The 13,081-nt window shown below is 46.5% G+C and carries 12 protein-coding genes; 3 read left to right on the top strand and 9 right to left on the bottom strand.

Annotation, left to right across the window (positions count from 1 at the left end; genetic code table 11):
• Positions 1–26: 26 nt before the first annotated feature.
• From AB9P05_RS19840 to AB9P05_RS19810, 7 genes are all read right to left on the bottom strand, one after another.
• On the bottom strand, positions 27–1,742 hold the full coding sequence (locus tag AB9P05_RS19840; protein WP_371910581.1) for a patatin-like phospholipase family protein: 1,716 nt from the start codon (positions 1,740–1,742) through the stop codon (positions 27–29).
• 87 nt (positions 1,743–1,829) lie between these two features.
• The gene (locus AB9P05_RS19835; RefSeq protein ID WP_371910580.1) at positions 1,830–1,931 is read right to left on the bottom strand and encodes a pinensin family lanthipeptide; all 102 of its coding nucleotides are present in this window, start codon (positions 1,929–1,931) and stop codon (positions 1,830–1,832) included.
• Positions 1,932–2,056: 125 nt separating this feature from the next.
• The gene (locus tag AB9P05_RS19830; RefSeq protein ID WP_371910579.1) at positions 2,057–2,278 is read right to left on the bottom strand and encodes a pinensin family lanthipeptide; all 222 of its coding nucleotides are present in this window, start codon (positions 2,276–2,278) and stop codon (positions 2,057–2,059) included.
• A 150-nt stretch (positions 2,279–2,428) separates the two neighbouring features.
• The gene (locus AB9P05_RS19825; protein WP_371910578.1) at positions 2,429–3,550 is read right to left on the bottom strand and encodes a PorP/SprF family type IX secretion system membrane protein; all 1,122 of its coding nucleotides are present in this window, start codon (positions 3,548–3,550) and stop codon (positions 2,429–2,431) included.
• 6 nt (positions 3,551–3,556) lie between these two features.
• Positions 3,557–8,137, bottom strand: a complete 4,581-nt coding sequence (locus AB9P05_RS19820) for a PKD domain-containing protein (protein ID WP_371910577.1) — start codon at positions 8,135–8,137, stop codon at positions 3,557–3,559.
• Positions 8,138–8,420: 283 nt separating this feature from the next.
• A complete protein-coding gene (tnpA, locus tag AB9P05_RS19815; RefSeq protein WP_371907395.1) occupies positions 8,421–8,897 on the bottom strand; it encodes an IS200/IS605 family transposase in 477 nt (158 codons plus the stop codon).
• Positions 8,898–9,013: 116 nt separating this feature from the next.
• Positions 9,014–9,217: a pinensin family lanthipeptide gene (locus AB9P05_RS19810; RefSeq protein ID WP_371910576.1), complete on the bottom strand. Its 204-nt coding sequence runs from the start codon at positions 9,215–9,217 to the stop codon at positions 9,014–9,016.
• Positions 9,218–9,525: 308 nt separating this feature from the next.
• Between AB9P05_RS19810 and AB9P05_RS19805 the strand changes: the two genes are divergently transcribed.
• From AB9P05_RS19805 to AB9P05_RS19795, 3 genes are all read left to right on the top strand, one after another.
• Positions 9,526–9,858: a hypothetical protein gene (locus AB9P05_RS19805; RefSeq protein ID WP_371910575.1), complete on the top strand. Its 333-nt coding sequence runs from the start codon at positions 9,526–9,528 to the stop codon at positions 9,856–9,858.
• 457 nt (positions 9,859–10,315) lie between these two features.
• Positions 10,316–10,618 carry a TM2 domain-containing protein gene (locus tag AB9P05_RS19800; protein ID WP_371910574.1) on the top strand — a complete coding sequence of 101 codons (303 nt, stop codon included), beginning with the start codon at positions 10,316–10,318 and terminating at the stop codon, positions 10,616–10,618.
• A gap of 74 nt (positions 10,619–10,692) precedes the next feature.
• Complete coding sequence (locus AB9P05_RS19795) at positions 10,693–11,703, top strand: hypothetical protein (RefSeq protein ID WP_371910573.1); 1,011 nt, start codon at positions 10,693–10,695, stop codon at positions 11,701–11,703.
• 423 nt (positions 11,704–12,126) lie between these two features.
• Here AB9P05_RS19795 and AB9P05_RS19790 read toward each other — a convergent pair whose 3' ends face one another.
• Together AB9P05_RS19790 and AB9P05_RS19785 are read right to left on the bottom strand one after the other, a co-directional pair.
• Entirely contained in the window at positions 12,127–12,348 is a 222-nt protein-coding gene (locus tag AB9P05_RS19790) for a hypothetical protein (RefSeq protein WP_371910572.1), read from the bottom strand.
• 10 nt (positions 12,349–12,358) lie between these two features.
• The gene (locus AB9P05_RS19785; protein WP_371910571.1) at positions 12,359–13,081 is read right to left on the bottom strand and encodes a hypothetical protein; all 723 of its coding nucleotides are present in this window, start codon (positions 13,079–13,081) and stop codon (positions 12,359–12,361) included.

Here is a 13,081-nt window from a genome sequence, read left to right as displayed (position 1 = left end):
AGAGGCCGGCCAACTCTTTAACCTGATTAGCGGGACTGATTTAGCATAAACCCAGGTGTCTTTAAGAAGGTTTTCCAATCATCCTCCAGTCTTTTCCTCAATAGAGTAAGTGGAGCATCTGCATTAAACAGGTCTTTACAGGGAGATTCAGGGTGATGTTCCAGTTCTATAAGATAAGTAAGCAAATTAAAACAAGTGGTAAATTGTCCGCAGGCAATTAAATCATGTAGTGCCTTCTCATGCTTTTTTTCAAACCATAAGGTGGTCCCCATATTACTGGCCCTGGTAGCTACTTCCTTCATTTCCTCGCTCACCTGGACCACCAGTTCTTTTTCTTTTTTTCTGATAACCGATGAATGGTCACCAAAGCGATTATTTTCATATTGGTAAGCCAGGTCCCTGGGAGTCAGTTCATATATGGTATTCGTAATGCGCATAAAGTCCCACTTTTTATCACGATAGATTACCTTATAATTTAATCGTCTTACCTGCTTTAAAAACACTTCTGTTACCATAAGGAATACAGAGGATATACGCTCCTGCAGCATGCGTTCCAGCAAGCCTATTTTAAGCTCATCAAAATTACTAAGCAGGGGTAAGTAAAACTCGGGGATCTTACTGAGCAGCTTTCCCTTCAGGGAGTTTACTTTCTTTATGATGATCCGGTTTATGATTCGCTTGCTTACCAGGAATGTTATTATCACTCCGGCCAGTAAAGACAGAAATATGATCCCGCCGGTTTCAACGGGTCCATTTGCAGGTAATAGCCAGGCGACCGATGCTGCTAATACCACTAATAGCAGATAGAAGAGCCAGTTAAATTTGCCCGACAGGGCAGCAGGTAGAAAGCGGCTGATATTCAGGCTTTCGAGGGTGGAATGGTTGACAGGCCTTTTATAGTTTTCTTCCGTACCGACCCAGGGGTTCATATAGTGGCTGGCTACATCATTGATCATTAACAGACTAAACTTATTATGAGGTACAGAGCTCCTGACTCTTCTACGCTGGGCACTCGATACCGCATTTAGCCCCTGATTGTCCACGATTCCCCCATCCATGAGGCCCATGCCTGATCTGTAGTGCGCCTTATCTTTTAATCTTTTGTACACCTCATGGTGAGAAGGGATAAAATCATCAGGAAACATGATTGGCTCAAAACCAAATGGAAAGCAGGAACTGGCAGCAATAATATCTTTTAGTAATACAAGCTCCCGGGCTGCCTCCAGGTCCCGGTCATTTTTGGCTATTTTGAGGTTGCCCAGTAAGCCTTCATTCTGAAAGCGGAAGGGCAGTCCGGTATTAAATTCGGTGGCGTTAAAAGTCACTCCTTCAATATGGGTCTGGCTTGTCTGTATATCCATCAGCCGGGCGTCACCTACCAGTGCATCATATCCTTTGGAAAAGCTTTTGATCAGTGATTTACGCCTTCCCTGCCAGCAGCTATCGTCTTCCAGAAACCTAAGTGAGTCATCCAGAAACTGACGGCCCTGTAAGAAAGCAAAAATCTCCTCGTATATAGCCTCAAAGCTTTTACCTTCAGCAGCCTTGAGGGCATAAGCTGCCCCTGTTATGGTACCGCCGGATACGGTGGATATGTACTTAACACGGTTTAGTAGCGGTTGCCCGTCGTGCTCTACCTTATTCATGTAGCTCAGCACACCGAGGCAAAAGCCTGCCGCACGAAACCCACCTCCTGAAAAAGTGAGGGCTATATCACTAAAAGGGTCACTATTATTTATCATATCCGCGAATATTTTACAGAGACGTTATTACCATCTGTCGTATAGGTAATATGATGGTGTTCATCTGTTCGATGAAATGTATAATTTCTATGGGCTGGCTTGCGCACCACCCATAGCCATTTCATTATTTACAGATGTGGCAAAGCTGGATACCTGTAGTTCTTTCAGCGTAAGTTTGTCTTTCTTCATAGCTTTTTGTGGTATTAAATACATCTTTCAATATATTATTTTATTCGCTACTTATTTGTTAAGGTATTCACAAAAAATGCCTGCATAAGACAGGCATTATAATATGAGTAAAAATATAATGTGGATCAGGCTCCCACCACAGTTACAGGTACTGGTTCTTCGATAGGCTCCACGGGCTCCTTATCGGTTATGCATTTAGTACCACGCAGGGTATTACAGTATTCAGGACACCCGCTGCCCAGACAGGTAGCCGTGGCACCTCCGGCAAACAGATGGGTTTGCTCGGGAGAAAACTCTGTTACAAAGCTGGTTACTTCCAGTTCTTCGAGACTTAATCGTTTTTTCATAGGTTTTTAAAATTATGTTGAAAAATGTATGATTTGATATATCATTAAATATACACTATCAATATAACCATTTCCTTTCAGAACATAAATGAGGGTTTACCACCAATTATTCGTGGAAAAAAAACCTTCATAAATTCCGAAAAATGGCTGTTACCTTCGCAGTCCTCTGCGAAAATAAGCCGTTTCGCTGCGGTTTTTCCATTGCATGCGCTTTTTACAGTCCACTCCCCAAATAAACCGGTTAAGGAAGCGAATAGAAAGCGTGATTTCGTTACTTGGATTAGGGTTTAGTTTAGAAATGGCATAGTCATATGCATAGCCTATATCCATACTTATATTATTCAGTTCAAACTCTATCCCAAGCTGTCCGCTGATAGCATCGGTATTATAGATAGGCCGGTCTATCCTGGTAAATAGCGGAATGGATCTTAAGAATAAGCCTGCCGAGAGGGTCACATCTTTCTGCTGAGCCATCCTTCTGCTATTAAAATCAAGGCCATACATATACCTGACTCCGCCAATAAACTGTTCGTTAGGGCCTTGTTTTGCGTACAGGCCCTGTAAAACAATGGCCTGCTGTATTCTCTGCTGGCTTTTCTTAATGTTCAGCTCTATTCCACCATGCAGCAAATACTTTACAGGTAACCTGTACATATTGTCATCTCCCGCACTGGCTATAGAAGCATCAGGCTGATTAAGATGGTGTAAGCCCAGTCCCAGCCATACATTTTTATGAGTACCCAGTATACCCATGCTCAGGCTTCCATAGCTTCTGGTTTCACCGGTAAGTAAATCTCCCAGTTCCTCGGTGGTGGTGCCACCGAACAGCAGTTGATCTTCAAAAGTTACTGTACCCACATGCTCCGTCAGCGATTTCCAGCTATGCACATATTGGGCGCCTACCCGCAACCGGGTGTAATCTTCAATCGGTTTTTCCATAGCTACCTGAAGACCAAGACTTTCATTTTTTAGCCGGAGGGCATTACCTGCCTGATCTTTCACGGCTATTAAACCAAAGCCAAGCCCGATGTCCTTATGCTGTATTGGCTGAAAATAATCGAACGTGGCTGTTTGGGTTATCATAGAGGTAACATTGGGCCATTGGTTCCGGTGAGAGACCACCACTCTGGCTGCCCGGGTAGCTCCCGCGGCTGCGGGATTGATGAGCACAGGGTTGTTATAAAACTGTGAAAATTGGGGATCCTGGCCCAGCACTTCGGTACCGGTCAGCACAAGGATTATGACTAGCGAAAGCAGATAGACTCTTTTCATGGCCGGTTATCGTTTTAATATGATCTCTTGTTTCTTTTTGTAGACTTCACCACGGCAGCGGTACTGCAACAGCGCAATGTAAACCCCCTCGTCGTAGCCTTTACCGTCCCAGCCTTCTGATGGATCGGTAGACTCATATATGATCTCTCCCCACCGGGTATATATCTGAAAGCGATAATCTTTAAGGCCATCATCTGTACTCATTACCCTATAGCTGCGCGGGTCCTTAGGGGTAAGGGGCCTCAGTACTTCATTGAGGTCGTCCAGGTTGGGGGTGAAGACAGTAGGCAGCTCCAGCCAGTCGGTGCATGGCGGAGGGTATACGACAAACTGTTTTTGTACCGTACGGGAGCAGCCGGCGGCCGACGTGGCCTCCAGTGTCACTGTATAGGTTCTGGCAGAGTCTCTGAGGTTAGTGTAAAGTTGAACGTCACCGCTATCATAGCCCTCGGATGTATTGCCATTCCCGAAACGCCAGATGAACGAGCCTTCACCTTCTGTAGGAAACTCCGTCAGGTTTACGAAGTCCACCTCCACCGGGGCACGGTCATCGGCGCTCAGCACGACTATCTCAAAGTCAGGCTCGGGGGAGCGGACCACCTCTACTTCCTGGCTGGCCTGGCTGCTGCAGCCCAGTTCATTTTCGGCCACCAGCGTAATCGTATACCGGCCGGGTTGCTGGTAAGCCGGGGGAGTGGGCGTATGGCCCTGAACCGTCTCTCCGTGGGCACGGAATACCCACCTGTAGCGTGTGGCATCGGTGGAGCTATTTACAATCACAGGTGCTTCTCCGGCGCATAGCAACTCATCTGTAGTAAATGAGGCCACCGGATAGGGGAGTACTCTTACTGCGTGGCTCACGGTGGTTTTGCAATTATAGAGCGGATCGGTCACCGAGAGGGTAACTGTATAGGTACCCGGTACGCTATAAGCCTGGGCGGGCGGATTAGCCCCCCGGTAGGGTGGGCGGCTATCGCCGAAGGTCCACACACTCCCTTCCGGTACGGATGAGGTATTGATAAGGGTAACCGGGTCACCGGCACACACTGCTTCAGGCATGGTAAAGGAAGCCTCAGGACTGGGCAGTACGGAAACTTCCTGGCCATATGTGTCCACATGGCATCCGTTTTCCACTGTGAGTGTTACTGTATAGGTGCCCGGTTTATCATAGGTATAAGACCGGCTTATCCCGCCTGCACTGCGGTTACCATCGCCCCAGTCCCAGGTCAGCGTATTGCTGTCCTCGTCCTGGTTGGCTGAGAACGTTACGGTATGAGGTGCACAGCCCCTGAGGCGGTCGGCATTAAAGAACGCCTCCACTTCTATGGCTTTTACCACTACGGGGTAGGTTGCCACATCGTCCTCGCAATCGTTGATGGCAGTAAGTGTCACTATATAGGTGGTATCGGTGCCCCCGTCATAGGGGAAAGCGTGAGTAACCGTACCTGTTTCCTCTGTATCTAAGGGAGGCGTACCGTCCCCAAAGTCCCACACATAGCGGTCAGCATTTCCCAGGGTGTAGTTATTGAGCTCCAGGGGAAAGTCTGCACAGATGGTATCCACGGCTGGCAGCAGCCTGGCCGTAGGGACTGGCCGCACCCGCACGGTTCTTTCCTGCCGGCTGCTGGTACATTGATTGGTTACCTCCAGGCTTACGGTATAGGTGGTGTCATTATACAGGCTGGGAGGGAATACCACATCGCCGGGTTCACTTGCGGTAGAGGTATCACCCTGGCCGAAGTCCCACCTATACGACAGGGCTTCGCCCTGGCTGGAATTGGTAAATGAGGCCGTGACGGGTCCGCAGGCCGAAGCCGGAGCAGTGCTCATCGTAAAGCTTGCCAGCGGGCCATCTATCACCTCTATGGTCTTCTCTACTGAAGCGATACAATTACCAAAGCCCTGCACGGCCAGCTTCACCGTATACTCACCGGGTGAGGCAAAGGTGGTTTGCGGGCTTTGCTCATTGGTAGTATTACCATCTCCAAAGTCCCAGGCCCACGTGTAGGGGCTACCGTTTACTACCGTAGTCAGGTTTTGCAGTGCCACGGCTTCCCCCACACATACACGACCGGGCAGGGCAAAGTCAGGCTGTGGCAGGGGGTGCACCACCACACGCTTGCTTACTGAGCCCTCGCAGGCATATTGGTCTGTGGTGCGGTAAGTAAAGGTAAGCTCGTGGCCGCTCAGGTTCACACCCGCTACCGCAGGATCAAACAGGCCTTCAGCGGTCAGGCTACCCGAAGGCAGGCCACTGGCAGACCAGGTACCTTCTATTTCGGTGCCGGTTTCTGCCATCAGCATAAACGCTGCATCGGCCACACATACTTCCTGATCTTGCAGTGATATGTCCGGCAGGCCACGCACCACCACGGTTACGGAAGCGATACCTCCTTCGCAGCCCCGGGCACTCCTGGCTCTTACGGTGTAGGTAGTGGTTACCGCTGGCCTTGCTGTAGCCGTGCCGTTGCTTCCAGGGGTAAGGGTAGGGTCGCTGGTCCAGGTATAGCCGTTACCCCCACTTGCCGTAAGCGTTACGGCCTCGCCTGCACATACCGTATCCCGGCTCATGGCCAGCCCTGTATTAGGCAGGGGAGCTACCTGTATTGTGATGGAGGTTGTATCTGTACAGCCATATGTATCTGTACCTACTATGGTGTACTCAGTGGTGGCCTGGGGAGAAGCCGTTACCTGACTGCCCGTGGTGGCACTGAGCCCCTCTGCCGGTGACCAGGTAAACGTTTCCGCCCCTGAGGCTGTAATCTCCGTGCGCTCACCCAGGCAGATATTAGCAGAAGGGGAACTGGCAGCCAATACGGGGGGTGTCCCCTCTATAATTTCCAGGCCATCCGAGAGAGTGCTGCACCGGCCATCGTCTATGCTTACCTGGTAGGTGCCGGCTTCGGTAGCTGTATAGGTTGCGTCCGTAGCTCCGTCTATATTGCTACCATTTATTACCCATTGGTAGGTATAGGGGCCGGAAGGAGCCCTCAGCTCTGACCGTACAGGCTCTTCGGCGCAGAAGCGGGTAGGGGATGTGGTGGTGATCTCTGAGGGAGGCAGTGAGTTAAACGTGACCCTGGCCGGAGCAGATACCCCTTCGCATCCTGAGGCTGTCACCATCACGCCTACGGTGTACTCCCCGGCTTCGTCAGCTAATACAGTTGGCCCCGTGGCTCCACTGATGCTATCCCCATCGATATACCATTGGTAAACTGTGCCGGCCTGAGCCGCCACTTGCAGCATGACATCTTCTCCCGGACACAGGGAGGCTGAAGCAGGGCTTATTACCGGCCCTGGCTGGTCTGAAATGGTAAAGGTACGGATGGCAGGGGCAGAGGTGCCACATTCGTTACTTACCCGGAGGCTTAGTTCATACACTCCTGCTGCAAGCTGCACACTGCCTGCATTGGCCCTGTTGGCATTGGGCAGGGAGGGGGCCGGGCCGCCACTGAGGGCGGTGAGGTTCCACTCATAGCCTGTGACACCCTGCAAGGCAACGGAAGGACTGATGGTGGCTGGTGCACAACCATCAGGGATCCCTGCTATGGTAATCTGCTCCGGGGCTACTTCATCCACTATTTCTACGGACACACAGCTCCTTTCCGTTCCGCAGTCTGTGGTGGTAATCAGGTGCACACGGTAATCACCCGGCTCGGTGAAGGTTATGGTCTCGGTTTCCCCGCTGGCGCGGACGCTATTATTGCTAAAAGCCGCTTCACCGGTTCCTTCCCAGTCTACAAACCACTCTTCATTTAGGCCCTGATCGTAGGTAAGGCTGCGCAAAGGTAATATGACAGGCACGCAGGCGTCGGTAGGGGCGTAGATAGTGAGGGGCTCCTCATCATCTATTATCGTTTCCTGATTACCTGAAGGCCCGATGTCAAAACGCGGGGCAGGCGGACCGCTAACCACTATCTGCTTTTTTACATCCTGGCTGCCGCAATCCTGATTTACCGTTAGCGTTACAGTAAAGCTTCCCTGCCGGGTATACGTATGATTGACCGTGCGATTCTCAGCTACTGTCTCCTTAGGGCTACCATCTCCAAAATCCCACACGTAGGTAGCCTCGCTGCTGCAACTAAAATCGGTACCGGGGGTAGATCGGTTATAGAAGGTGACCGCCTCATTAATACATACCGGTGAACTCAGGTTAAAATCCAGCACAGGCGGGCTGCCGATTATCACCGGGGAAACCGTAGCCACCTTAGGCCGCTCATTGCAGGGGGCGGTGGCTGTAATGGTAAAGGTATATGCCCCGTCTGTGGCATAGGGACTTTCGCAGGATATGTCCTGATAGGTATGGCGGATAATCATTTCACCGTCTCTGTCCAGTTCATTATGCCTTAATTCCCTGGTGGTGCCATCACCAAAATCGAGTACGTATACTGTACTCGGGTCATTGGACTCGTACCTGTCTATGATGTAGCCAAAGTCAATAGGGTCGCAGCTCTCCGTGTTACCCACTGTGCCGGCGCGCACCTGGGGTGTGCCGCAACCGCTTTGGCCAAATACGTTCATAATAGGACATAGGCATAACGTACTAAGGGTGGCCACCCTTGCTAAAAGGAAGTAGTGCTGTCTCATGTTTGAAGCAGGTTGATAATCAGTTGACCAAATAATGGCTGAATAGGTTGAGCATCCGTGCCATTACTTTTTTGTTAACTTTTATTGATTTTCTTACATAAAAAGTACGTAAAAAAATCTACAGACTTGCCCAGCACTTACATTTTTTTGGAAAAATACCTGAAAATAGGGAGGATAGACAGGGCTAACGAATAAGGAGAAAGGTGCTAATTGTAGCCTAAAAGCATACAAACTTGAGTAGAGACAACACATAATAAATTACCCCCACCAAAGGAGGGGGTTTTCAATGGTTATTACCCCCAAAGGGGGATAGGCAGTTATCGAATAGCGGGATATCTATATCCCCATCCTCTTTCTTATCTTCCTTCTCCTGATACTTAACATACCGCTTTATCTTTTCTTCATCTATGCCTACCGTACTTACAAAATAGCCTCGTGACCAAAAATGATTGCCCCAATAGGGTTTTCTGCGAAGACTCTTGAAGTTCTTAAACATCATGATCGCTGTCTTACCCTTGAGAATACCCATGAAGTCTGATACACTAAGTTTCGGAGGTATACTACATACCAAATGAACGTGATCTGGCTGAATGTTCAACTCTTCTACCTTGACCTCCTTCCATTCACATATCGTCTTTATCTTATTCTCCAACGTATCTGCAACAATATCACGAAGTATACGGTGGCGGTACTTCGGGGTCCATACTACATGATAGACACAATAGTAAAAGCTATGCGATAGCTTACGATACTTGCTCATTCCACAATATACCCCTACTGGCATAGCCCTCAAACATGACCACCGTCTAAGACGGTGGTTTTAATTCGATTAATAAAAAAAAGCCCCTGACCGGAAAGGTCAGGGGCTTACTATTATCAATTAAAGCCATCATCGCGGCCGGTATCGGGCTGCAAATCGCAGTAAAAGTCATTTAGGGAATTACAACCCAGATAGTCGAGGGTAGGGGCCCCTGTGTGCGGACAGTCAAAAATGGACCACCGTCCTCCGGTTACTTTTTCAGTACCGGTCACAAAACTGTTGACCTTAAGGTCACTCAGGGTCATTTTTTCTTTCTTCATAAAAGTTAAGGGTGTTTGGTTAAAAAAAAAATTAATACGGGCAGGCAAACCCTGCCACTTATTACCTTTAAAGTAAAAAACTTTTAAATCAATTCAAATTATACTATTGATTTATCCACTTCACCTACAGCTATTTACATCTCAATTAGGTCTTGTCATGTTCTACCTCTTTTATCCAATCCCCTAAGAGGCCTACCTTTGTGATAAGAATACATACCCATACACCGCCTCAGTTTTGTTAAGTCTCTGCTTTATGCCTTATCTTACCAGGCCTCATATGAGGAATATATCACTTAAATAATAAAGCTATGAGAAAGATTATAAGCGCCATTGCACTAAGTGCACTTATGTTGTTGCCGGGTACCTTCAGTTTTGCCGGAGCTGCTTCAGCAACAGAAAAGGTTTCGGAAGCCCGCTACGCCTATACCACATACCAGGGCAGGGTAGAGCAGTACTACTCCAGCGACACCATCATTTTCTATACCTGTGACGGAGCCCTTATGCTCATTAAGGTAGGCAGTGCCAACCTCACCGTAGGGGCTTACTACTCCATACAAACCTATAGCAGCGGGCCCGGTATCCCCAGCATGACCTCCTACAGCGCCATGCAGCCCTGCGACCACGTCATACCCGGCCCATAAAGGATAGCGGTATATTGAGTATGATAGAAGCCACCCTAGGGTGGCTTTTTTTAGGCTTTATGAAAAGATAAACAGGTGATTGGGAAATAATCCGGGTACTTTGGGAAAGTAAAGTTGGTAGTGGATCAAATAGCATTTAATTGCTTTAATATTTTAAGGATAAGTATGAAATACTCTTTGATGGCTCTAATTTTTATAATGTCTACTGCCTGTGGAAGCAAACTTGATAACCAGACAGATAGTGAGAACTATAATGTACACTTCTACATACAAAACAGTCTAGCAAAATTATCCATCTGATCATTTTCAATATCAAAATCAAAGATAGATAGACCTACAGGAATATACACCTAATGAAGGTGCACAATTATATCACACCAAATAATTAGCACTGAAAAAAAACTATTTTTGATGGCTCAATAATTAAATACCTACCCATATTTTAATTATACAAAAAATGAACAAACACTATCTCATGTCCCGCATGAAAAGCACGGGTACGGCGTACCTTTGCTGGTTCTTTTTAGGGGTGCACTATGCCTACCTGGGCAAGTGGGGCTTACAGTTCCTCTATTGGTTCACACTAGGGGGCTTTGGTATATGGATACTGATAGACCTATTCCATATTCCTACTAAAGTATCTAATCACAATATGCAGATATCAATGCAGATCGATAGAATAGAAAAGAATGAGCTTGAGCAAGCCCACGCCCGCAACATGGCCCTGGTAAACGCCTCCGCACAAAAGACCCCGGCCTGATATAGCCATCGCAAGATACCAAGCACCGGTTCCCGGTGCTTTTTTTTATGTCATTTAATAACCCGTCATATCTAATGAGTAGAGAAATATCCCTGTTTGCTAACTACCACCAGAAAGAAAATACCGTAACCAACTACTGTGGGCTCATGATGAAGCTCATTTACGAGGAGAGCTCTACCAGCTTTCAGGAGTTATTGGTTACCCTTAGTAAATCTGAAGGTAGCATAGAAGTAGGCCCAAAGTTCAGGCAACAGGCGAAAAAACAGAAAAGCATCCCCGATCTGGTTATTTCCCAGCCGGCTTTCAATATTTTCTTTGAAAATAAGCTAAGCGATTGGTTTCATATCGACCAGATAAAGAATCATATGAAAGGCTTTGGCGATGGATCTGGCACCAACATTCTCTTTTTACTTTGTAAGTTTGATGATGAAAACCTGGAGAACAGATTTGGGGAAGAAATAGCTATTGCTGAAAAAGAGGGTATATCTATTGTACCAATTACATATGAAGACCTCATAGATGCCATAGATAACACGGCAACCACTGATTTTCTTAGAAAGTATGCCCAGGAATTCAGATCATATCTTGACCGTGGTAAACTGCTGCCTGCCTGGAAGAAACTTCTCACCGTAGTAAACTGTGTAGGTACCAAAGAAGAAATATGGAAAAGCGTATATATGTGTCCCGACTCGGGAGGTGCCTATAGCCATCGCAGAGCCCGGTACTTTGGTACCTATTACGATAAACGCGTACAGATGATCTTTGAGATTAAAGCCCTGGTAGTCGTAAAACAACATATGGAAAGTGCAGAAATAAAATGGAATAACAGTGGAAGCAAAAATGATGAGCAAAGCTACATTGAAGAAGCCAAAGCTTTTGTTAGTACATATCGGTCCGGGGAAATTCAAAAGAGAGACCTGCAGGTATTTTTATTAGATGATAAGAAACCTGTGAACTTTAAAAAAGATACCCATGGCGGCATGCAGCAATCTAAGCTTTACTTCTACATTGCCAAAGGAATGAACAACACAGAAGAACTGGCCCAAAAGATAGACGGCAAAACCTGGAGTGAGTTCAGAGGATAATAGTAAATCCATCATTTAGCACTAGTCCGCGTCGCATGACAGCCTGTCCGTCTACTGACGGAGGGCCCCCACCGGTGAGGTAAAAAGCAGCGGTTTAGCAGAACTCTCAGCCCCCATCGGTGAGGTAGAAAGCTAAGGGTTTTGCAGGACATAATACCTCATATGACCACCGGCAGTGGTAGAGACGCGATTAATCGCGTCTCTACGGCTAGTGCTTCTGTAAACCTCTGAAAGCTTTTTTGAATTATAGCGCCCTATCTAAAAATTCCCATCGACCAGCACATCCAGCTCATTCATCGCTGCGCCCTATAATCTTCTAAAGTCAGAGATTTAATCAATTCACGAATCACGATCCCTGCCGGACGCGTATACGCTCCGCTAAACTCGTAGTAGGTGATGGAGTATGATATAGGAAATAGATAGCTAACATTTACATTCTATTTTACCCGACCTATCAATTTCAACATTGCAATGGGGAGGGCAATCACTGTCCATTATTTCCATGAATGCAGTACTAGTATCATTTGTTTCAATTTTTTGACCTTTGACATTTTCGATTCTTTCAAAAAGAATCGATTTGATTTTCACATTGCTCAAGCCATTGTAGGCTAAAACCTTTTCGAGTTGTTGATAAACCTCTTCCATTTCAATTTATTTAATTATTTGTTACATAAACTTTAATAGTATCAGTTTTATTAGTTTTCTGCCCCACATCATTCAGAACAGTACCGACGATATAGATATATTGATCAGCATCAACTTTCCCAGGAGTGTAAATAGTTGTAATGGTACCACTAGAGACAGATAGCATTTGGTTTTTGAAAATTCCGCCAAGTGGTGAAAAGGTAGAATCATAATCTTCTAGCAGTATACTTATTCCATTTGACGCATTTCTTCCATAACTATTTTTTACAGAACCACTAATGGTAATTTCTCCATAATTATTATTTACGCTAAAACTACTTGATTCCAATGATAATTTGTCAGCTTCTGATTTGCCAATAGTAAAAGTCTCATAGACTAGATATCTTCCTTCTTGATCAACAATATCAGGTTCCGCACTAACCGTGATATCTCCTGCAGTTGAAGGCACCTGATAAAGTGCCAATGCCTGTAACTCATCATCAATAATGACCGCATTTCGAACAACTATGGTATCAGTTTGACTATTAAGAAACTTACCTTTTGTTACTTTGAACTTTATACTACGTTTATCAACCTCTTCAGGCATAAAGGCTCTTATCTCAATCACAGTATTTCCATCTGCCAGTACACCTTCATTTGCCACCTCTATTCTGGATATTATATCTGTTGGTTTTACTTCATCATCCTTACAACCGAAAACTACTAGCAAATATATAACAAGAATTTTTTTCAT

Origin of the sequence: Roseivirga sp. BDSF3-8 (assembly GCF_041449215.1) — a bacterium.
In the GTDB taxonomy this organism is placed as follows: domain Bacteria; phylum Bacteroidota; class Bacteroidia; order Cytophagales; family Cyclobacteriaceae; genus JBGNFV01.
Note: the sequence above shows the minus strand (reverse complement) of the source record. Positions and strands in the feature narration are given on the sequence as shown.

Excerpts from the sequence above, each read along its gene's own strand:
- AB9P05_RS19810 (WP_371910576.1), bottom strand. The coding sequence starts at position 9,217 with ATGAAGAAAGAAAAAATGACCCTGAGTGACCTTAAGGTCAACAGTTTT.
- AB9P05_RS19835 (WP_371910580.1), bottom strand. The coding sequence starts at position 1,931 with ATGAAGAAAGACAAACTTACGCTGAAAGAACTACAGGTATCCAGCTTT.
- AB9P05_RS19830 (WP_371910579.1), bottom strand. The coding sequence starts at position 2,278 with ATGAAAAAACGATTAAGTCTCGAAGAACTGGAAGTAACCAGCTTTGTA.
- tnpA (WP_371907395.1), bottom strand. The coding sequence starts at position 8,897 with ATGAGCAAGTATCGTAAGCTATCGCATAGCTTTTACTATTGTGTCTAT.
- AB9P05_RS19785 (WP_371910571.1), bottom strand. The coding sequence starts at position 13,081 with ATGAAAAAAATTCTTGTTATATATTTGCTAGTAGTTTTCGGTTGTAAG.
- AB9P05_RS19820 (WP_371910577.1), bottom strand. The coding sequence starts at position 8,137 with ATGAGACAGCACTACTTCCTTTTAGCAAGGGTGGCCACCCTTAGTACG.
- AB9P05_RS19790 (WP_371910572.1), bottom strand. The coding sequence starts at position 12,348 with ATGGAAGAGGTTTATCAACAACTCGAAAAGGTTTTAGCCTACAATGGC.
- AB9P05_RS19825 (WP_371910578.1), bottom strand. The coding sequence starts at position 3,550 with ATGAAAAGAGTCTATCTGCTTTCGCTAGTCATAATCCTTGTGCTGACC.
- AB9P05_RS19840 (WP_371910581.1), bottom strand. The coding sequence starts at position 1,742 with ATGATAAATAATAGTGACCCTTTTAGTGATATAGCCCTCACTTTTTCA.
- AB9P05_RS19800 (WP_371910574.1), top strand. The coding sequence starts at position 10,316 with ATGAACAAACACTATCTCATGTCCCGCATGAAAAGCACGGGTACGGCG.
- AB9P05_RS19805 (WP_371910575.1), top strand. The coding sequence starts at position 9,526 with ATGAGAAAGATTATAAGCGCCATTGCACTAAGTGCACTTATGTTGTTG.
- AB9P05_RS19795 (WP_371910573.1), top strand. The coding sequence starts at position 10,693 with ATGAGTAGAGAAATATCCCTGTTTGCTAACTACCACCAGAAAGAAAAT.